Source organism: Legionella jordanis (assembly GCF_900637635.1).
Classification (GTDB): domain Bacteria; phylum Pseudomonadota; class Gammaproteobacteria; order Legionellales; family Legionellaceae; genus Tatlockia; species Tatlockia jordanis.
The window spans coordinates 2,403,415-2,423,945 of the sequence record NZ_LR134383.1 but is presented as its reverse complement, the minus strand read 5'-3'; the positions used below and the strand labels follow the sequence as shown (position 1 = coordinate 2,423,945).

Below are 20,531 nucleotides of genomic sequence, written 5' to 3'. Positions count from 1 at the left end.
GATTTAAGAATCGCAAAATCCCATAGTGACGTCTTAGTGGCCATAGCGGCTCCAAAGCAAAAGATGCTCAACAATCGGGCCTAATGCCAGGGCGGGTAGAAACGAGAGAGCTCCTAAAACAATAGTGATGGCCACCAGTAAAATAATAAAAAGAATGCTATTGGTTGGGAGGGTTCCAGAACCTGTTGGCACAATTTTCTTAGACGCTATCGAGCCGGCGATGGCAAGAATGGGAATAGCAATCCAATACCTTGAGATAAGCATGGCAATTGACCCGCAGATGTTGTAAAACGCAGTATTTGCATTTAAACCTGCAAATGCACTGCCATTGTTGTTTCCCATGGAAGTAAAGGCATAGAGTATTTCTGAAAAGGCATGTGCTCCAGGATTGGCCGTTGCTCTCAGCGCCACAGGGGTCAGGCAAGCTATGGCGGTAAAAATTAGCACGATAAGAGGCATAATCAAAACCACCAGCGCCGCCATCTTCATCTCAAAAACTTCAATTTTTTTTCCCAAATATTCGGGGCTTCTCCCGACCATCAAACCTGCAACAAAAACGCTTATAATAACCAGCATTAACATGCCATATAAACCGGAACCGACGCCGCCAAAAGCCACTTCACCTAAATGCATCATCCACAGCAATGCTAATCCGCCTAAAGGAGTGAAGGAGTCATGCATGGCATTAACCGAACCGTTAGATGCAGCGGTTGTGGCTGTTGCCCAAATTGCCGAATTGATGATGCCAAAACGAACTTCTTTACCTTCCATATTGCCGCCAGAGCTTAAATTGTCCTTGGGAGTTTGCTCAATGCGTAGTGGTTGAAAGGCAGGGTTCCCTTTTTGTTCCTCCGCAATGACCAGGAAGACTGCAGGAATAAATAAAATCAACATTGCGCTTAAAATAGCCCAACCTTGCGTTTTATCTTTGATCATCACCCCAAAGGTGTAGCAGAGAGCTGCTGGAATTAACAGGATAGCCAGCATCTCAAGAAAATTGGTTAGGGGATTGGGATTTTCGAAGGGATGGGACGAATTGCTGTTAAAAAAACCTCCACCATTTGTTCCTAATTGTTTGATGGCCACTTGCGAAGCAACAGGGCCTCCTGGGATAAGACTTGATTGCTGGATGGCTGTTTTTTGGACATTGGTATTGGGTTGGCCATTGGTGGAATTTGCAAACACTGGGCCTTCCGAGAGGGATTGCAGGGGATGGATGGTCTTATAGGGGTTAAAATTCTGGATGACGCCTTGTGAGCAAAGTATAACTGCAAAAATTAGAGACAGCGGTAGAAGGATGTATAGAATACTTCGGATTAAATCGACCCAAAAATTACCCAAATTTTCAGTCTGTGTCCGGCTAAAGCCGCGAATCAACGCTATCATTAAAGCCATGCCTGATGCGGGGGAGGCGAAATTTTGTACCGCAAGAGCAATCATTTGAGTGAAATAGCTTAAGCTTTTTTCTCCCGCATAAGCTTGCCAATTGCTGTTGCTGCTAAAACTAACTGCAATGTTAAGGGACAATTCAGGAGGAACATTAGGGAAGTGTTGAGGATTTAAAGGAAGGTAGGCCTGCAACCTCAGGATTAAATAAACGAACAACAAACTCAGAAAATTGAAAGCCAACATGGCATAGAGATAAGTGCGCCAATTCATTTCTTGTTCTGCATTTATCAAGCAGCACCGATACAAGAATCGCTCAAAAGGTCTTAAAATTGTATTTAATCCGCAAGGTTCATCAGCATAAACAGCGGCCATGTAACAGCCTAAAGGCTTAACGAGTAAAAAAAGAATTAAAAGATAAAAGAGAAGTTGGCCAATACCAAGGGTTGTCATTCAGAATCCATTCAAAAATCAAAATAATTCAGGTTTAAACAGCACTACAAACAAATAAACCAATAACAACAGTGCAATGATTCCACAAACCAGATAAAACGCCATTAATCACTCCTTGATAGGGCGTCAAGACATTTAATTAGTCCAAGGCTCAACGCATAAAAGGCAAAAGCTAAGAGGATCACCAGAAAGTCCATGCATCATCCCTTGAGCTTGGAGTTGTTCTTATGAAATTCTATTGTATCTTTTTTTAAAAGCAAAGTATTGTTAATAAAGCATCTATTCTTATAAATAAATGCTAGTTTATGGCTGGTTAACGGTTAAAAATTTTAATTGGACAGGGAACATGGGAAGCAATAAATGTATGAAGGCAATGCTGAAAAAATAATTAAGTTTACCCCGAGTCTATTTAAGACCTTGCTGGTTTTATTAATCATCCTCCCCATCATTAGTATGAGCATGGGGTTTGATTTAGGGCTGATTACCCACTCTCATATCCGACAAAGTCTTTACCTGGCTTTGTATCAATGGTCGATTGCACTCATTGCTGTAGTCATCCTATTGCTGTCAACCATTGATTATTTGTTGAGCAAAAATAATCTGATGTGGGTGCTTGGAACATCTTTTCTGTTCTCTGCTTACTTTTATATGTCTTCCATATTATGGAATACCTGGGTATATCAAAGTCTTTTAGACGCAGAAAACGTGCATGCCTATATTTGGCTTTTTGCAAACAGCCTAACGGGTGGTTTGCTTATAAGTGGGATGTTATTCCCCAAGGGAAGCAGCCAAAACAATATTCAAATTATTTTACTGATTTTACTTCTTCCGCTCAGTGAATATTTTTTAATAACTTTACTGCATGCGAGTCATCTATTTCCGATCATTGTTTTTCCTGAACACTTTATAAAAAATCCAACTGGATTCATTAATTTTGCTGTTCACATCAGTTTAATTTTAACAATTTTCTTTAAAAAAGTTTGCCAAAATCTAATTGCCAGAGGGATGGTTTATTACGCCTGGGGCCAGTGCATTATGTCTTTATACGTTACTTTCGGACTGGTCCGCCATTATGAAAGCAATTACTTTGGTTCCTTGTTTTTGCAATTATGCAGTTACCTTATGATTTTGTTTGCTTTAATATCTCGTTATGCGGCCAGTTATGCTCAGGCATTAAAAACCCAAGAAAACATACGCCAAGAAAAAGATAAATTTAAACAATTGGCTTCGCGAGATCATTTAACGAACCTCCACAATCGACGTGCTTTTGAAGAGACCGCTGAACGCCTGCTTGCGCTTTCCAAGCGACATCAGCGTCGTTCTGCCCTGTTGTTTTTAGACATTGATAATTTCAAAACCATAAATGATCAAATAAACCATGAAGCAGGAGATGAGGTTCTAAGGCAGATGGCAAATCGACTGAAGTGTCTTTTTCGTCAGGAAGACGTTTGTGCCAGATTGGGAGGTGACGAATTTGCTATTTTTATTCCCGAAATAATTAATGCGGCTTCTGTGAACCAAATCATCAGTAAATTAATGAAGCAATTATCCTATCCTTATTTTCTTGATGGTACCCAATTATCCGTAACGGTGAGCCTTGGCGTTGCCTTATATCCTGAAGACGGCGATTGCCTGCAAAGCCTGTTACAAAAAGCGGATGAGGCCATGTATCGAGTCAAATTAAAAGGCAAAAAAGGCTTTGCCTTTTACTCAGAAATTCATTGAGCTCTAATTTTGGAATTTGATCTCTAGTCTTTTAAAGGAATTTTTTTTCTTTAAGTCCTTCAATAGCAAGCGGCGAAAAGCTAAGTAATCCACTTCTAAAGCATGACGGGTATTTTGTTTATAATGGCTCTGCGTGTGCTTCAGTTCCTTTTTTATCTTATATGCTAAACGATTCGGACGCGCTAATTGCCCCGAAATGATTTTAGCGGCCATTTGCGATTGATAATCAGCAAGCGGCCAAATACAACCTTGCGGTTGCACGAGACCAATAAAAAATAAATTATCAAAATCGGGGTGAATCATTTTTCGATACAGTGGAATGTGAGTAATACTGCTGTAATCAATTAATTCTTTATTGAAGAAGGGAAAACTTATTTTGTATCCAGTGGCAAAAATAACTGCATCGAAATCATCTTGCTTGCCATCCACAAAATGGACAGTCTTTCCTTCAAAACGCTCAATTCCCCTTCTTGGATGAATTTTTCCATGCCTTATGAAATAAAGCAGTTCTGAATTGATCGTGGGATGGATTTCCAATGGTTTGCAACTTGGTTTTTGCAATTTATATTTTGGATAGCGCCCCTGCAGAATGCGAATGGCACCTTTTGCTAAATGTTGTTTTAACCAAAGGGGAATCCAGTTGATCTTGGAAAAAAGGATGTCAGTGGGCTTACCAAAAATAAATTTTGGGAAAATATGTTGGCCCCTGCGCATACTGATGCACGTTTTTGGTGAAATCCTTGCGATTTCCACGGCAATGTCACAAGCCGAATTGCCCCCGCCCACGACCAACACTCGTTTATCTTTAAATGGAGCTGCTCTTTTGTATTGATGAGCATGAAGGATTTCACCTGAAAATTGACCTGAATAAGAGGGAAATAAGGGATCCCAATGATGGCCGTTTGCTACCATAAGGTGATCAAAGATTTCTTCATGCACACCTTGCTCGTCGTGGTAAATGACCTGCCACTGCTTTGATGAGCAGGGATTAACTGCTTCAACCAGAGAGTTGAATTTTATAAAGGGTAAAATGCCAAAATGTTGTGCGTAGTCTTCAAAATACTTTAAAACTTGGCTGTGCGAGGGGTAGTCAGGGTAATCACCAGGCATGGGAAAATCTTCAAACTGAGACATGCGTTTGGAGCTGATGATGTGGGTGGTTTCATAGACACTGGAATGCTCGTTGCCCTCAGCAAATGCCCAGTTTCCTCCAAGCCTTGAGTTTTTTTCAAATACGGTGAATTGATGGACTCCTTCCTGAAGTAAGTTTTTGGCCGCTGCCAGGCCACAAGGACCTGCGCCGATGATGCAAACTCTTGTTGCTTTACGGGCTGATGAATTCATGATCACACAATTGTTGCAGAACGAAGTTCTTAGTTGATCCCTAGCTGTGCATCCTGGTCTTGCTCAGTGACTCAGTATGTTTCTGGTTAGGTTTATTAATCACTGCCAATACATTTTCAAGCATAATTTTCTGAATTTCTTTATGCTTGTCAATGGTAAAATGATTGACGTAGATGCCTTTTAGTTGGGAGACATCAAAATTGTTGATGTAGGTAAATTCCGGATCCTCAGCTTTCACTTTTAAGCCACTTAGCATGGGGACATATGCCGGTTTGTAGAGATTGAGCACATATTTAACATTAGGCGGAACTTTTACAGGGGAAACTGCATCGACTGTGATGAGCAAATCAACAGGAATATGGGCCTTATAGAGGTTTTTTGCGACTTTTATTTGTTCATTAGCGCCTAGGGAGTGGCCAATTAAAACAATGGGGCCTTCAAGGCTCTTATCCTTGCGATGTTGGATAATGTGATCGCTTAATTTATTGGCTTTATACCAAATTGTGCTGGCAGTTCGAACTCTGTATTGATTATCGAGTGTATTTTCAAGGCGGTTCATCCCGGTGCTAAAAATGCCTCCTATACCACGCATGGTGTATACTTGGCCTTTCTTGTACTTAACTCCAAGTTTATTTTCTGGTGGTGTTTGCGAAGCCAAATCCATACAACCAGCTGGAATAATGCTTAGCAATAGCAAGAAAACAGCAAGAATTGATTTTATTGTGAGCTGGCTTAAGGAGAGCATTTTTTATTTTTATTAGGCTTAGTCTTTTGAAATTCTACCTAAAATTTTTAAATACGTAAAACGACAAACAAGTTTGAAAGCTTGTCTATTCAATATTGTCTTTGCGGGAGACAATTTGCTAAAATAATGACTCTCAAAATGAGCAAGGATTAATATGGCTTTTTATTTGTTTCCAACTGAAATGTATGGGCGGTTTAAACAATATACGGCAATTTATAAGGGTTTATTTAAAAAGGAAGCAGAAGACATCAAGCCACTGGAAGACTCGTATGCTCTATATACTCACTGCACAAGGAGGTATTTCGGATTAGGGGCTCTATTGCGCTTCATTCCTGGCACCAACGCTTATAAAGCCAGCCAGCAGTTTTGCGACAAACTGGATTACTATCTTCAAAAGGCGAAGAAGGATTTAAACGATAAGACCTCTCTGGACAACAATTATTTTATTGAAACGTATAAAAAGATCTTTCAGGCTGGTCTTTCATCCTATTTTAGCTTCTCAACAGGTTTTTATAACTTCCTATTATCAACCATGGTGACCTTCCAAAGTGTGGGAGATACTCGCTGGGCCACCACTAATGGTGGATATTTAAAAAGCTTGTTTGCGCAAGCGCCTGTTATGATAACTCTATTCAAATTAGAAAATGGTGCATTTAAATTAAAACCAAAGGCTTTGCAAAGTTTAATCTGGTTGCTGTTTAATCCTTTGAGTTTGCTGCTAAATACGATTTCATTTATACGATATGGTTTGAATGCTCTTATTGATGTGGGAGCTCATTCAAACTCCTCATTATACCTAAAAATTTCTCGTGGACTTCTCAAAATTTTAGTCGATCTCATAGCTGCAATTGCTTATACCATCACCAGTTTAGTCAAGGTGATTGTTGATATCCCGATGCTATTGTTCATTCGACCTGTTCTTCATATAGTGTTTCATGTTGGTGAGTCTATTGCTGATACTATCCAACATAGAAATGAGAAAACCTTAATTCTTCCGCTTAGTGAGTTTCAAGATGCAAGAATGTTGAGGCGGCAGGCGAAAGGAAAGGAAAATATTGAGGCAGTAAGTAAACCTGAAAGTTATAAAACGGTCTATATGGGTATCAGTAAACAAGCGAGCTATGATGAGCATGGCAGCACGGGACAACTGATTGCTATTCGTGCTTCAAGCAAAAAAATTAAACAGACTGAGGGCTTATTACAGGTCATGAGTATGTTTCCTAAACAGCGGGATGATGAACCCTATCAGCAACAAGCGGTTGAGCAAGCTAAAATAGTGTTGGGATTGTCTTAGTCTATAATTGGAAGTTAGATTAAATATTTTTAGGAAATTAACTCCAGGAGAGGATGGGATGTCGGCTCAAGTCATTTTGAAAATGGGGAATCCAAGGCTTGCAAAACCATCTTCTCCGCTTGTCAATTTTGAACAACAAGGCCTGGATTACCCTAATCTTGCAAATCTGCTTAAAGACATGGAAGACAGCATGCATGAACACTGCGGCGTAGGAATTGCAGCTCCACAAATTGGCTGCAATATGCGCGTCATCATGTATGGTTTTGAAACAAATCCCCGTTATCCTAATGAAGGGCCGGTTCCTTTTACCATATTAATTAATCCCGTCATTGAAGCGTGTAGTAAGGAAACGGATGATGCATGGGAAGGTTGCCTAAGCGTTCCCGGATTAAGAGGTCTGGTTCCCCGTCCTAATTGGATTAAATACAAGGCTTTTGATCCATATGGAAACTCAATAGAAGGTATGGCTCAAGGCTTTCATGCAAGAATTATTCAGCATGAATGTGATCATTTGGATGGTGTTCTATTTCCTCAGCGCATTAAGAACCTGAAATTTTTTGGTTATGAGGATGAACTTAATATTTCCCTAATTTAAATTTGCTACTGTTTAATAAGGAAGCAATGGCTCGGATGGAACCGATCTTGAGTACTGTGGGTCGGAGTCTAGATGATCGCAAATGAGACAATAGAAAGTTGGATTAATGGCATAGGCAATTATGAATTGCAAAAAGACAGTCCCCAGGAACAAGTTGATGTGGGCTTTGCCATTGATCATTACCTAACAGCTGATGCTCAAAGAAAATTATATGCCGATTGCCATGAAGATCCTGAGCCTATGCAAGCCCGTGAGGCGTTTATTCGCTTTATTGCTACCAAATACCAAAATGTTAAACGCGATGAATCCCTGAAGGAAAAGACGGTTGATTTAGAAGCTTTCCTTGGAAAGGAAGGTCTTAAACTTTACAAAGCTGCGGTCGAAGAAGAGGGCAAAAGTAAGGCGTTTCGTGATGCCGTCTTTTTTAAATCCTTAAAACATTTCCCAGGAAAAAAATGGTCCAAAAGATTAATTTTATGGGTGGGTGGTCCTTCCAGTTCAGGTAAAACCTATGGTGCCAAAGGTGCTATTGAACACATGGACCGAGATATTTTGCAAAAAACGGATCAAGACGGAGGCAATGATGTTGTTTCCGTGGATGGTAGTTTTGAACGTGAAATTTCGCAAACACGGCAAATGGCTTTGCAATTTGCCCTGGCAGTTGGCTATAAAGGGATTCAAAACCTCCATGAGCACAGTAAAGCTCTCGTTGTTAAAAATCATGTCAAAAATGCGGCTTTAGAAGATGGACGATTGAGTTTGGTTATTCCGGATACGTTTGTCCGCTCCCCAGGTGGTGTAAAAGCAGATTTTGAAACCTATGAGAAATTAGATGCTGTCCAGGCATTTGCCGAAGTAAGAGAGGAGAAAGGTTTTCGCGATCGCTTTCAAACCTCCGTTAAAAAAATGGGGGATTCACGAGCCTGGAACAGCAAAGCATTCAACCCCGAACAGATTTCTTTGAATAATCGTGCAATCGGATGTGAATCTAAAGTTTATCAAGGTTCCTATTTTAAACTCGGCTTAAATGGCACTAAGCTGTTTAAAACCTATTATAAATACCGTAGCCGAGACAAAATCAATTTAACCATCATGAATGATCTGATTTATCTTGTGAGAGATGATAAAAATGGTTGGCGAGAGTGTGAATATCACGATAATCTGGACGCTAAACATGAGGGTGTGGATTTCCTGCGCATGACTGCGAGGGCCTATAATTACTGGAAAGCTAATCATGCCAATGAGCCTTTGGATCAGTGGTATAGCAAACATGGTAAAAGTCGACAAACTTTAACTCAGCAAGTAATCACCTGCAAAAAGAACCAAAAATATTTCAAACATTCTGCTTTATGGAATTTGCTAAATTTCAATGGCATACGTCCCAATTTCTTTAGTAATAAAGCTGAAAACAAGCGACGACTGCAACATCAAATTTCAGTGAATGAAGAAAGCATTGAAGCGCTTGAAAAAGAAATTGCCAAAATGAAAGATCTAGGCAAAGCAGAATCCCTGCAAAAGAAATTAAAACAATATCAATTGTTACAAAGAAACTTAAAGAGTTCTTTAGAGCAGGAAAATACAAAATCAGCAAAGCCAGCTCTGGAAAACATTATACAAAATTCTCCAGAGTTTATCCCTTATGTTGATGGTTATGTAGATATTCTCGCTGAAGAAAAAAAGGAACTATTAGAAGCGGACCAGTTCCCCATTGCCCAACCCAAGCCTGCGGTGATGGCCTCTGATTCCAGGGATACGGGCGAGTTCTTAGCTCCTGCTTTGGAAAAGAATAAAAGCCGCGTGCATTACGTCGATATTACCTCGGGAACCTCTCCCAGGGCGATGTTTATTGAGGAAAAATTTCGTGATCAAACGACTGGGGTTAAATTAACCGCCGTTGAGAAATCAGTTGCCCACGATCCAGAGTCCTTGTTTGAATATGCCTTGGTGATGGCAAGCCGTATGTTGCTCAGTCTAAATAAAGCACCTTCTTTGAAGGAACCTGTCCTACTTTTTGGTGGCGATAAAAAATTGCTGCCCTATTTATGGACTGCCTTAGTAGTTTTAGGTGAAAAATCAGCTCTTATGAAATTTGGCATCAAAGAGATTGCCATTGTTACCCCCTGTTTTTCCGCCGCACAAGAAATGCTAAACAAAAAAGAATTTAAGACAACATCCCTTCACGAAACGTTTTTTAAAGATCACGAAGATTTCGTCAATGCCAAAGCAAAGGAGCTGGATCATTTGCTGCGTTTGAAAGCGGATCCAGAAGCGCAGTTGAGTTTTCTGGGAGAAGGGCTTGCTCAAGCGACGCGACAGGCTTGGGGCGGTTAATCATTAGGATGAGAACTCAATTGTTTAAAAATTTGCTGAGTTCCGTGCAAAACACATCCACTTCTGTTTCAGTATTGTAATAATGTACGGAAGCACGAACGACAGCGGGTAAGTTTCGCTTAACCATATCCAGCCTGGAGTACTCTTGTAACGACAGAGACACATTCATTCGTTTCTTTCTCAAAAAATCTTGAATTTCCGCAGGAGATTTTTGCGTCGAACTAAAGCTGACAATTCCACATTGTTTCTGACCTAAATCATGAATTTTCACGCCTTTAAGATTCAGCAAGGTTTCGCGAAGCCGCTTGGCTAATTGCTGAATTCTAGCAAAAGTGGCTTCCAGATTTAGCGTCAACGCATATTGAATGGCTTCAGTTAAGCCAATTTTAGCAGCTACATTTTGTTCCCAAGTCTCAAAACGAAGGGCACTGGGTTCTAAAATATAGGCTTTATCGGAAATCCATTTAGCCGCATGGAGATCAACAAAGGGAGGACTGCACTGTTCAATAATGTTTCTGTTTGCATACAAAAAACCAGTGCCTCGGGGACCCCGTAAATACTTGCGACCTGTCGCACATAGAAAATCACAACCGATCTTCTTAACATCAATGGGCATTTGGCCAATGGACTGCGTGGCATCTAACAAAAAAGGAATCCTGGCTGCATTGGCGAGTTGCCCAACTTCTTCAGCCGGATTGACTAGCCCGCCTTGTGTCGGGACGTGTGTAATGGCAATCAATTTAACTTGCTTATTGATCTTCTTTGTTAAATCCGATACATCCAATTGACCACTGTCATCGTTTTCAATGACGTCAATGATGGCCCCGCTCTGCTTGGCTTGATGCAAAAAGGCTAGATAATTGCTGGCATATTCCGCCCTGGATGTTAATATCTTGTCTCCTGGATGAAATTTGAAGCTGTAAAAGGCCATATCCCAGGCTCGAGTTGCATTGTCCACAAATGCAATTTCCTCATGATCGCAATGAATCAACTGTGCAGCAACACGATAGAATTGTTTGAGCTTATCGGCAACGAGTGCCGCTGCTTCATAGCCTCCAACGTTTAATTCCAAGTCAAGATGGTTTTTAACCGCTTCAACAACTGTTTTCGTCGGTAATGCCGAGCCGGCATTATTAAAATGCAGAACTTGTAAGCATCCAGGCGTATCTTGTCTGAGTTGTTCGATGTTTAATTGGTTCATCAAAATAGCCTTGGCTAATGTATTCTTCGAAAGGATTGAGCAATATCTCGGCTTAAACGTGTAACATTTGAATTGACACTGCTGACTAATGATTCGACATTGATGATTTGAACCTTCTGACAATAATAAATGTTTTGTTTACTTATAAGATCATGGTCACTGTAAATGAGGTATTCAGCACGTAAAACACTATTTCCTTGAAAATCAATATCCAATTGAGTAATTTCAACCTGCAAGTGATAATTTGGTCTGAATTGATTGTCCCAGGGTAGGCTTTCAACGACTGCACCTGGAAGAAGAGTGCTGATATTGGTTTCAATGACTCTGCTAATGTTTTTGTTTAATGCTTCCGCCCATTGATGGAACTCCTCCATTTTCATGCGGTAAGGGGTAAAATGAATCATCAACTGTGGTCTTTCCACATAACCGGGGGTGCTGACTTCATCTATTCCAATGCGCAGTTCGCGATAGGGATGATGGTTTTCTTTGGCTGGGGGAATGGGGTTCAATACATAAAATTGAGCTTCTTTGCTCCGCCCGCAGCCCAAAAGGATAAAACAAAGACTGATTAATGCGACAAGTTTGCTCATGTTCACCGTTTACCTCGCAGCAAGGATTCCGGATAACGTGAAAGATAATCCGCCAAATTTTGAGTCGAATAAGCTGCATTGGATATTTGCTTCAAACTTAAATTGAGGTAGGCAATGACCCCAGGAACACTCTGATTTAAGTTTTGGGTGAACTGATCAATGCTTTGGGCCATTCTTTCTGCCGCTGCTATGCTGTCCCTTACCTCTTTTGAACGAACCAAGGCACTGATGTCTTCAAAAGTCTTTTTGGCAGCCTTTAACGCTTCATCCAGGGTTGTGTACTTTTCTATAGTATTTTGAGTTGGAAAGATTGGATAACCGTGATAGTAAGTTTGCTTAAATGTACGTGGGGATGAAGACTGAATCAATTCAACCTCAGCGACTCCGGTTATAAAATTGGGTTTGCTAATGTTGGCAACATATCCATTATTGATCAGGAGGTGAATGGGATCTTGGCTAAAGCCAAAGGTTTTCTCAACAAAGAATTGCACGTACACTGGAATACGAACTTGATTTCTTGCTTTGTTTTCTGTGATCTCAATCACCTTTACTTCACCAATTTTGACCCCTCGATAAGTTACAGGTGCGCTGGCTACCAAGCCTTTCAATGACCCCTTGAAAAACATGACAAAAGTTTGCACTTGCGAACGTTTATATTCTTCATAAAAAAAAGCGGCGCCCAGTAGCATCAAGCACAAGGCGCCTACTACAAAAACACCGACTAGAATGTAGAATCGTTCATGCCGCATTGTTATCCCTAAATCATAAAAGTAATGTACACACTGGCTATCACAAGCCAGAATGAACCTCGTGTCAAAATCCTGGAGACTGCTTTTCTCAGTGAGAGTTGCCTGATGGCAGCTTCATAATAATAATAGCCAGCTGTAAAACTCACAACGAGGCATAATATCAAAGTCTTAAACGCGCAATACATCAAATCAAATATTGTGGTTGAACTCGTTGCGTGGAGCAGGAATTCGTGAATACTGAAACCCAATACATGATGAAAGCTTAAATAAAAACTCAGTAAAATAACAGTGATGGCATAGGTGTATAACAGTAAAGAGGTTACATTCATTCCTGTAATAATTGGCCAGACATGATCTAAAATTACTTCTTCGGGAGTTTGTCTGTGCCTGCGCAGTCTGGTGTTAATTAGGTGTAGGGCCGCTTGCACGCAGAGAATAAAGCCCAAAATAAGAGGAAGTACTTCATGAGTAATGACATTCTGGGCAACCGGTAATGCCTTGTGATGCAAGTGAAAGGGGGCGAGGAGATAGTAGGCGGTTTGTGAAACTGAAAGACCAATTAATGCGCAAAGTAGCATCAGTGGAAGTACTAATCGCGCTCCAGAATAATACATAATTTCAACCATATTATTCCAGGTAATGGAAAGCTCTCCAAATAACACATCTTTTAAGCTATGAAATAAATGGCCAAAAAAACGAAAAACCAGAACTTGAGAATGAAGAAATTTTACAATGTGTAGGCCCAGGCGACGGAAGACATACATATTTAATCCTTTAAGAATACTGATGCTCGTTAGCATCGATTCTTCTTGTGCCGCTGAATAATCGGCTCTCTATGACCTAAATTCCTGAATTTACAGGATATCATGTTGATTGTTGAATTTATAGTTACAGCTCTTGATTAAAAAATACCCTAAATGGTCTTGTTTGGGGTATTATGTCCTATATTTACATATGTTAAGCAGTTTTGTATTAGGTGTATCCATGAGCGTGCTTTTTGATCAGGCTTGCAAAGCATTGGATGAGGATCCCAAGTCTCTTAATGAGTTTTTGAGTGAAACCACTTTCAGCAAAGTAGAAAAACAGACCCTGTGCTTAATTGCGGTCAAGGGCTATTGGCCAAACATCTATACTATTCCTGAAGAGTTAATTTACGATGACTTAATCATCGCCTGCCTCGAGCAGTCGTTTAGTTACGTTGAAGAAATGTCACCTGGGCATTTGACTCCTAAAATTATAGATGTGGTTAAGGAAAGGGTGCAAGAACTTGAGTTTCTTCCCTATTGGCTGCGGACGCCGGACATTTGTTTGAATGCTGTTAAAAAAAATTGGCAAAATGTTTCCATGGTACCGGGAGGCATGCTTTATGAAGAAGTTCATATTGAAGCCGTGAACAAAAACTGGCGGGCCTTTTTCTATTTAAAACAGGAAGCAAAGGATAATCCTTTAGTAATTGCCGCCTTCAAACAAAGCTGGACTCAGTTGAATTTGGTACTTCCAGAACCTTTTTCACCGCAAAATATACATTCATTTGCCATTGAACAGGATGCAAGCTTGCTGGAGTGGATACCGCCTGAATTTTGCAACCCTGAATTATTTATTCATGCAGTAAAGAAAAACCCTGAACACCTGAGATATGTGCCAAGAGGGATGATGTTTAAGGTCGGTGTGGAGTGGGTTAAAAGTGAAGCAATAGCTATTGGGTATCTTCCCTCTGCCTTAAGGCAAAAAATAATTGATGCTATTGGCCCGGAAGAACTTCTTCTGAAGGACTTTATGGTTGCACCTTTGCTGTTTGAATACGAAGCCTATCATCTCATAATTGAACAACTCTTGGCGCGGTGCGAACATTTGGTAGTGACAAAACCTCAAGCCCTGCAAGAAGATGCCGAGATTCGCGATTCCTATCTTGTTTATGCCAATGCCTCAAAACGTGTAGGCAAGACTTTGCACGTAGATGTCAATTTTCTGTCAAACTGTCTGGATTTATTAGCGACCAATAAGAATTTAAACCTGGTTGTCTTAGGTCATGATCCGTTTTTTGTTGGACAAAGAAAACTGGGGGGCTTGTCAAATCTGGAAATTGTACAGACTCTGAAGTCTAATGCGAACATCAGTCGATTAACTTTACTGACTTGTAATTCTGCCAAGGCGAATTTACTGGACAAAGAAAAAGAAATTAATCAGCGGCTAATTGCAAGAAGAAGTCAGAACAAACCCTCGGGAGTGGTTGCACTCATACTGATGTCTTCTTTACCTGAAAACGGCCACTATGAAAAAATATATGAATCGCTAAATTGTGAGGAAATGTTTGTCTGGGTTCAGGAAACCAGCAATCAAGTGCTGTTGTTTCAAAATAAAAGAGGGGACCAACTCCAAAGAATACTGTCGGATGAAGAGAGTAAAAAATTGCAAAGGGCCATCTACCCCAATGGAAAGAAAATTCCATTTCCGAAAAAAGAAGGGACTTTGACTTGCATACGAGGACGTGAAGAGAAACTCTCACAAAAAGAGTACATTGCCTTAACCAGAATCATTACTCAGGAAAAACCCTACAGCAAGACTCATTCTGAATACCGAAACAATAAACTAATCTATTGCTTTTTTAATAATGTTCAAATCGATGAAGGGGAATATAAAAAATTAAAGCCCTGTCTTTTGAAGGACATCATTGATTTGCTGCATTTAGCGAAGCTTTCCCAAACCGTCCACGTAAAAGCTTATAACAATGTTTTACATGTGCATACTCAGGAAAAACGGTTCGTTTCTGCTGTAAAAACCGCCAACTATGAGAGGGATTACAAAGAAAAAAACCGTTCTCTTTTTTTTAGCGGAATAAAAGGTAGTGTAAACACCGATGCTTTGGACGCGGAAATGGATAAAATGGTTAACAAGATTCTAGAAAGAGCAGGAGATATTTCCCCGAACCCTTCTCAGGAGGAGGAGCCATCGCAGGTCAAAGCAATTACTTACAAAATTAAAGCAGAAAGAGGAACTTAGTAAAAGTTTTTGCTAAAATGTCTTTTTTTCTTAATAAATCGTTAAGTTTTCGCTGGCATCATTCCATTTTCTTTTGACTGAGCACTATATGGATTCTTTAGAAGTCGCTAACTTTCTTATACCAGGCTATCACATCTTGTCAGTTAAACGGAAAAATGCCTTTATAACAAGCGAAGCTGGAAAGAAATTTACTGAGGCTGTGCAAAACATTACGGACGTCTGGAAGCGATACAAAGATTCCAGTCCCTGGTGGCGCCCCTTTATAGTTGACATCGAAACGGATTTAAAAAGAATTAAAGAAAATGCGGAAGCCACTCGAGCGGCATTGTTAGAACTAATAAAAGACAGCCCGGAATATCGAGAGGTTGTCGCTCAAATTTATCTCAAAGTATTGCCGCAAATTTGTCCAAATTTTGGCTTGCTAAACAGGGAAGAGCAATTGCAGCTTTCAAGGATGGATATATGCGAATCTTTGCAGCAGCTAGTTATCATTGAACAGCAAATTGGTGAAGTCAAATCTGAAATGTTCCAGCAGCAGGGAATGTATAGCCGTAGCTCTGAATCCTTGTTAGACAAACTTGAAGAGCTTCAACAGAAAAAAACAAGGTTCACTCATCATTGGCGAGAAATGTTTGCCACTTGTGAAGAAACAAGAGCATTGAGAGCGAGCATCGCTGAACAGCTTGAAAGAAAAAGAATTCTGAGTGCGGAAAAAAGAAAACAGCGTCTACAAACCCGTGCAGGAAAATTGGCAAAATTCTTTACATCCCGGGCCTCAGAGCAGTTAAGTACCCAGTTAATACAAGGTTATTCCAATGAATTGGAAAAACAACAGCCTAATTTCCGGGAACTGGAAAAGGAAGTTCTTGGTAACTTTATATTCCGCATTTTTCAGGATTCAACCAACCTGCCGTTTAATTATCTGGACCTCGAAGATTTGAATTTGCTGGTAGCCTACAGCTTGGCTGAACAGGTGCTAACTGATTTTGAGGCAAGATCGGGTGGAAAATTTAATCTCGATGGATGGTTAGAGTACTATGCACAGGAACTAAATAGAGTTTTGGAAGAGTCACTGAAAGGACGAAGGGTTTTGCGCTGGAAAAAATTGCAAACGGTGGCTCAGGGGCAAACAGAAATTCTTGGATCATTGTCTTATCTTTTTAAAAATGGAGCGACCGAACGATTTAAAGAGTTCATGAACAGACTGAGTGATGCCCATGCTTTCATTCAAGCTACAGGGTTTTCCACACAAAATGAGAGTTCATTTCTGGCAATTTTAGATCTTTATAACTATGGTCGCACCGCGAATCAAATTAAAGAAGGCAAAGATATTTTAACGAGCCTACTCAGTCCTTTTCGGCCTTTGTATGAGGAATATTACAACATTGCTCATTACGAGAAAGACCCCGTTTTGAAGATAGTAAGAACGGTTATGCCTCTAATCATCGTTTCTTTAATGATTGTGCTGGTTGCGGCATTGCTGTCTTCAATTGTCATTCCTGAAATTGCTTTTATTGTGATTTTAATTCCCACCATACTCCTTGGTTTAGCCCTGGCCAGTAAGTATGTGACGGTTAAGGAGGGCCTCTATAAGGAAGTGAGAGAGTCCTACTATGGTGGTGCTTTTGAAATTCCTGAATATCAAGTGAATGCGCGAATGATTCATAGTTTTGGTGGGGAAGAACCGGCAAAAACTGTTCGTAAAATTTACATTCAGGAGTTGCAACGTTGCGATGCCCTTGAGCGCTCTTTTCATGAGCGCCATGGCTTGCTGACGAACGATGAGCTAGAAGCCCGAAAAGCCAATTTGCTTTTAAGGCACACTTTGGCACTGGAATGGTATGATATTCATGATAATGTGGATAGCCTAGGTTGCGACAAAGTACCGCAAATTGCGTTTAACCGTCTCTTGGAGATAGGTAGACGTGATTATCAGAATTTCGAGGATGCTTTAGCTGAGGAGTTCCCGAAACTTCACCAACAAGTCAGAGACATTATTAGAGAGATAAAAGAAAGCTTATCTTCTGAAGAAGCCTCCCGAGAACAAGAAGAACGACCACAGGAAGAAGCCCCAGTGACCAGTGCCGGCACTCAGGAAACTACTCGGATGAATCATTTCAGAAGCAATTATGCGCCAACTTTATTCAAGCCTGTGAAATCGCTGGCATGTCATGAAAGGCTTAAAACTCTTGTTGCTTCTGCAGAAACGGTTGGTATGGCCATCTAGATGTGCAGCAGCTGGGATTCCTGCGTTGGCATGGGTTCCATTTGAATTAAAGTCTGTCTTATCCCCACCTCCGTGCAAGGCTTAGGGGATTTCCCTTTTATGCTTGGGTTATTTTCTGGCTGCGCCGCCTTTTGCGAAGAAGGGTTCGAGTTAGACAGTTGGGATAAGGCCGGTGAGACTTGAGGCTCGATTCTATGGTCCTTTTCATACTCTTGTTTAATGAATCTTAATTCCTCTTGTAAGATAGCTCTCGCCCTGGATTCATTCGCCTTTAAGAAAAAGCGTTTAAGAGTATAAACCAGACAAATTGCGCTGACTGCTGCAATCGTTAGAATCAATCCAGGGGGCAAAAAACACCAGGCAGCCATAATGCCAAGCAACAAGAGGGAAGAGGCTAGATTAATTAGCAAAGCATTTCTATGTTTATTAAATCCATACACGTGTCGTGCATAGGCTTGATGCTCGAGCATTTTGGTGCTTTCGTGAATTTTAAGGCGATTGTGAAACCTGAAATACTCTTGGCCAATATTAAACAGTTCTTTAATAACATCCATCCCGGAGGCCATAACGGATAATACAGCGACTAAGGGTGGCATTGGAGCTGCAATCATTATCCATAGAACATAAGCTGCACAATTAATACCCGCCCCAAGCAATAAAAAGATACTGTCCTGGTTTCTTTTGAACAATTTCCGCTTGGAATCGGTTTGGTTTTGCACCAAAAGAAAAACAGTGCTCAGGACGGTAAATGAGAATCCTAAAACAGGTAAACCAATAACTGAGGTTAATATTTCTTCAAGCCATTGCAGTAGGGGGGCAAGCGGAGGTGAAAATAGAAGGGCGGCTAAGACAATAATTCCTCCAATTGCTGCAAGTAACCAGGGCAGAAACCTTTTCCATGTTTTTCTTTTTATTAACTCCAAGATGTAGTCAATCTGTGGATGACCCTCGCGATTGAGTTTCTGTAAAAGCTTGTACATGCTCAAACTGAGATATTGCTGCCATTGAGCCTCAGGTATGTTTAAATTTCTGAGTATATCTTTAGTTTTTCTTTCAAGCTCAGGATTTTTAAGAATAATAATATGGTGATAATTGCGTTTTAACTCATAAGATCTTTCGCTGTAATATTCAAAGTGGGCTTTGAGGAGATGTGAATCAGCCCCGCTTAAATATTCCAGAATACAGCTCAAATCGTCGCTTAAAGTAGCCAATTTAAAACTTTGCCAAGTGAAATGCCGCAATTATAGAAAGACAAACTTAATGAATTATTAAGAAATTTCAATGCTGTATCATTTTATCGAACAGCTGAGCCACTATTTAACCAATTCTTTTAAAGTTTGCAAGTGGTCGGCTTCATGGGCGGGCTTATCCCAACGAATACGGTTAATGCGTGGGAAACGCAAGGCCACTCCCGATTTATGGCGGCTAGACCAGTTCACGGCATCAAAAGCAATCTCGAAAACCAAAGCTTTTTCAACTTCGCGAACAGAACCGAATTTTTGCAAGGTATGATGGCGAATCCATTTATCCAATTGATACAGTTCTTCATCTGTAAATCCAAAATAGGCTTTGCCGATGGGTAGAAGCATTCCATCCTGCCATAAACCAAAAGTGTAATCCGAGTAGAATGAAGAACGCTTTCCATGACCTCTTTGAGCATACATTAAAACCGCATCGATTAAATGCGGATCACGCTTCCATTTATACCACTGGCCTACAGGTCTACCCGCTATGTATGCACTGTCTTTACGTTTTAACATAAGTCCTTCAACGGCAATGTGTTGTTGGGCAAGGACAGTCTCCTTTAACTGCATAAGGCTTTGACTTTGCTCATAGGGGAGGAGCTCTGAAAGCATCATATTGCCGGGATTCGCCGCTGCGAACCAGATTTCTAGATGCTTACGTCGCTCTCTAAGAGGCAAAGCTCGCAAATCCTGTCCATTTAATTTAAGAATGTCATACAAGATAATAGCTGCCGGTTGTTCCTCTAATAATTTTTTACTCGGCTTTTTGCGATTTAATCGTTTTTGCAAATCATTAAAGCTGCCAATGGCATCCGCTCCCTGGATGACCAGTTCCCCATCCAAAACAATTTGACTATTGACCTCAGCTAAAGCATCAGGAAAAGAACCGCTAATCTCATCTCCGGTTCGAGAATATAAAGCCTTTCCTTGGGGAGTAGAGACGACTTGCACGCGAATGCCATCATACTTGTGTTCAACAAAAAATTTATCGGGAGTGATAAGCGCCAAATCTTTTTCCTTGAGTGGATGGGACAACATGACGGGGTGAAAAGAAGGGGTTAAGGAAGTATTGGGAAGGGTTTGCTTCCCTTCCAGCCAGGCAAATAATTCAATATAAGGAGGTTTTAAACTGTGCCAAACGTGTTCAATTTCCTTGAGGTCTGTTTGCCCATATTGAGCCAAGGCCTTTTTTAGAAAACGTGCTGATACTCCTATTCGAAGGCTACCTGTCCCTAGTTTCAACAAAGTCCAGCGTTCTATCGCATTGCTGCAATTGAGCAATTCAATTAAGTAGGTCGCCATAGAATTAGGGGGTAATCGTGCAAAGCTATGAATTATTTCACTTAAGCTGGGTAAATGGTGAGATTTAAAATCAGGCTCAGGCCAAAGAAGGGCGATTGTTTCGGATAAATCGCCGACGTAATCGCAGGAAAGTCCAAAAAGGTAGGGATCAATTCGCCCATCAATGAGCTCACGAATCAGTGAACGTTTAAAAGTGGGGAATTCTAAAGTATCGGCCAAAATGGCTACTGCATACCCTCGCTCCGGATCAGGGGTCGTTCTGAAAAATTCTTGTAATAAATCAAGCTTAGCTAAATGGCTGTAAGTAAAATAGAGACGATCCAATAAAATGGCAAACTCCTTCAT

16 protein-coding genes are annotated in these 20,531 nt (G+C 40.6%); 6 read left to right on the top strand and 10 right to left on the bottom strand.

Annotated features, from left to right (window positions below):
* Positions 1 to 33: 33 nt before the first annotated feature.
* Together kdpA and EL203_RS14780 are read right to left on the bottom strand one after the other, a co-directional pair.
* Positions 34 to 1,839: a potassium-transporting ATPase subunit KdpA gene (gene kdpA, locus EL203_RS10845; RefSeq protein ID WP_058471968.1), complete on the bottom strand. Its 1,806-nt coding sequence runs from the start codon at positions 1,837 to 1,839 to the stop codon at positions 34 to 36.
* 18 nt (positions 1,840 to 1,857) lie between these two features.
* Complete coding sequence (locus EL203_RS14780) at positions 1,858 to 1,944, bottom strand: potassium-transporting ATPase subunit F (RefSeq protein WP_082647200.1); 87 nt, start codon at positions 1,942 to 1,944, stop codon at positions 1,858 to 1,860.
* A gap of 255 nt (positions 1,945 to 2,199) precedes the next feature.
* Here EL203_RS14780 and EL203_RS10835 point away from each other — a divergent pair, with 255 nt between their 5' ends.
* A complete protein-coding gene (locus EL203_RS10835) occupies positions 2,200 to 3,564 on the top strand; it encodes a GGDEF domain-containing protein (protein ID WP_058471969.1) in 1,365 nt (454 codons plus the stop codon).
* A 3-nt stretch (positions 3,565 to 3,567) separates the two neighbouring features.
* Here EL203_RS10835 and EL203_RS10830 read toward each other — a convergent pair whose 3' ends face one another.
* Entirely contained in the window at positions 3,568 to 4,908 is a 1,341-nt protein-coding gene (locus EL203_RS10830) for a flavin-containing monooxygenase (RefSeq protein ID WP_058471970.1), read from the bottom strand.
* Positions 4,909 to 4,948: 40 nt separating this feature from the next.
* Positions 4,949 to 5,653, bottom strand: a complete 705-nt coding sequence (locus tag EL203_RS10825) for a hypothetical protein (RefSeq protein ID WP_058471971.1) — start codon at positions 5,651 to 5,653, stop codon at positions 4,949 to 4,951.
* 154 nt (positions 5,654 to 5,807) lie between these two features.
* Here EL203_RS10825 and EL203_RS10820 point away from each other — a divergent pair, with 154 nt between their 5' ends.
* The 3 genes from EL203_RS10820 to EL203_RS10810 all read left to right on the top strand — a co-directional run bounded on the left by EL203_RS10820 (position 5,808) and on the right by EL203_RS10810 (position 9,873).
* Entirely contained in the window at positions 5,808 to 6,947 is a 1,140-nt protein-coding gene (locus tag EL203_RS10820) for a hypothetical protein (RefSeq protein WP_058471972.1), read from the top strand.
* Between the two features lie 58 nt (positions 6,948 to 7,005).
* Positions 7,006 to 7,542 (top strand): peptide deformylase, encoded by a 537-nt coding sequence (gene def / locus EL203_RS10815; protein ID WP_058471973.1) that lies wholly within the window; start codon positions 7,006 to 7,008, stop codon positions 7,540 to 7,542.
* 72 nt (positions 7,543 to 7,614) lie between these two features.
* Positions 7,615 to 9,873 (top strand): hypothetical protein, encoded by a 2,259-nt coding sequence (locus tag EL203_RS10810; protein ID WP_058471974.1) that lies wholly within the window; start codon positions 7,615 to 7,617, stop codon positions 9,871 to 9,873.
* Positions 9,874 to 9,889: 16 nt separating this feature from the next.
* Here EL203_RS10810 and EL203_RS10805 read toward each other — a convergent pair whose 3' ends face one another.
* Genes EL203_RS10805 through EL203_RS10790 form a run of 4 tightly spaced genes read right to left on the bottom strand, consistent with a single transcriptional unit; the run spans position 9,890 to position 13,177 of the window.
* Positions 9,890 to 11,074 (bottom strand): aminotransferase class V-fold PLP-dependent enzyme, encoded by a 1,185-nt coding sequence (locus EL203_RS10805; protein WP_058471975.1) that lies wholly within the window; start codon positions 11,072 to 11,074, stop codon positions 9,890 to 9,892.
* Between the two features lie 14 nt (positions 11,075 to 11,088).
* On the bottom strand, positions 11,089 to 11,664 hold the full coding sequence (locus EL203_RS10800) for a PqiC family protein (protein ID WP_058471976.1): 576 nt from the start codon (positions 11,662 to 11,664) through the stop codon (positions 11,089 to 11,091).
* Between the two features lie 2 nt (positions 11,665 to 11,666).
* Complete coding sequence (locus tag EL203_RS10795) at positions 11,667 to 12,413, bottom strand: MlaD family protein (protein WP_082647201.1); 747 nt, start codon at positions 12,411 to 12,413, stop codon at positions 11,667 to 11,669.
* A gap of 8 nt (positions 12,414 to 12,421) precedes the next feature.
* The gene (locus EL203_RS10790) at positions 12,422 to 13,177 is read right to left on the bottom strand and encodes an ABC transporter permease (RefSeq protein ID WP_058471977.1); all 756 of its coding nucleotides are present in this window, start codon (positions 13,175 to 13,177) and stop codon (positions 12,422 to 12,424) included.
* Between the two features lie 220 nt (positions 13,178 to 13,397).
* On the opposite strand from EL203_RS10790, the gene EL203_RS10785 reads away from it, so the two are divergent.
* Together EL203_RS10785 and EL203_RS10780 are read left to right on the top strand one after the other, a co-directional pair.
* Positions 13,398 to 15,413 (top strand): hypothetical protein, encoded by a 2,016-nt coding sequence (locus EL203_RS10785; protein WP_058471978.1) that lies wholly within the window; start codon positions 13,398 to 13,400, stop codon positions 15,411 to 15,413.
* 88 nt (positions 15,414 to 15,501) lie between these two features.
* Entirely contained in the window at positions 15,502 to 17,640 is a 2,139-nt protein-coding gene (locus EL203_RS10780; RefSeq protein WP_058471979.1) for a hypothetical protein, read from the top strand.
* Here EL203_RS10780 and EL203_RS10775 read toward each other — a convergent pair.
* Together EL203_RS10775 and EL203_RS10770 are read right to left on the bottom strand one after the other, a co-directional pair.
* Positions 17,637 to 18,851, bottom strand: a complete 1,215-nt coding sequence (locus EL203_RS10775; protein WP_126320119.1) for an APC family permease — start codon at positions 18,849 to 18,851, stop codon at positions 17,637 to 17,639. The genes EL203_RS10780 and EL203_RS10775 overlap by 4 nt on opposite strands.
* A gap of 102 nt (positions 18,852 to 18,953) precedes the next feature.
* Complete coding sequence (locus EL203_RS10770; RefSeq protein ID WP_058471981.1) at positions 18,954 to 20,531, bottom strand: cisplatin damage response ATP-dependent DNA ligase; 1,578 nt, start codon at positions 20,529 to 20,531, stop codon at positions 18,954 to 18,956.

Bases quoted from the DNA above. Each gene is read 5' to 3' on its own strand.
- EL203_RS14780 (WP_082647200.1), bottom strand. From the start codon at position 1,944: ATGGCGTTTTATCTGGTTTGTGGAATCATTGCACTGTTGTTATTGGTT.
- EL203_RS10795 (WP_082647201.1), bottom strand. From the start codon at position 12,413: ATGCGGCATGAACGATTCTACATTCTAGTCGGTGTTTTTGTAGTAGGC.
- EL203_RS10820 (WP_058471972.1), top strand. From the start codon at position 5,808: ATGGCTTTTTATTTGTTTCCAACTGAAATGTATGGGCGGTTTAAACAA.
- EL203_RS10780 (WP_058471979.1), top strand. From the start codon at position 15,502: ATGGATTCTTTAGAAGTCGCTAACTTTCTTATACCAGGCTATCACATC.
- EL203_RS10790 (WP_058471977.1), bottom strand. From the start codon at position 13,177: ATGTATGTCTTCCGTCGCCTGGGCCTACACATTGTAAAATTTCTTCAT.
- kdpA (WP_058471968.1), bottom strand. From the start codon at position 1,839: ATGACAACCCTTGGTATTGGCCAACTTCTCTTTTATCTTTTAATTCTT.
- EL203_RS10770 (WP_058471981.1), bottom strand. From the start codon at position 20,531: ATGAAGGAGTTTGCCATTTTATTGGATCGTCTCTATTTTACTTACAGC.
- EL203_RS10825 (WP_058471971.1), bottom strand. From the start codon at position 5,653: ATGCTCTCCTTAAGCCAGCTCACAATAAAATCAATTCTTGCTGTTTTC.
- EL203_RS10805 (WP_058471975.1), bottom strand. From the start codon at position 11,074: ATGAACCAATTAAACATCGAACAACTCAGACAAGATACGCCTGGATGC.
- EL203_RS10810 (WP_058471974.1), top strand. From the start codon at position 7,615: ATGATCGCAAATGAGACAATAGAAAGTTGGATTAATGGCATAGGCAAT.
- EL203_RS10800 (WP_058471976.1), bottom strand. From the start codon at position 11,664: ATGAGCAAACTTGTCGCATTAATCAGTCTTTGTTTTATCCTTTTGGGC.
- EL203_RS10835 (WP_058471969.1), top strand. From the start codon at position 2,200: ATGTATGAAGGCAATGCTGAAAAAATAATTAAGTTTACCCCGAGTCTA.
- def (WP_058471973.1), top strand. From the start codon at position 7,006: ATGTCGGCTCAAGTCATTTTGAAAATGGGGAATCCAAGGCTTGCAAAA.
- EL203_RS10830 (WP_058471970.1), bottom strand. From the start codon at position 4,908: ATGAATTCATCAGCCCGTAAAGCAACAAGAGTTTGCATCATCGGCGCA.
- EL203_RS10785 (WP_058471978.1), top strand. From the start codon at position 13,398: ATGAGCGTGCTTTTTGATCAGGCTTGCAAAGCATTGGATGAGGATCCC.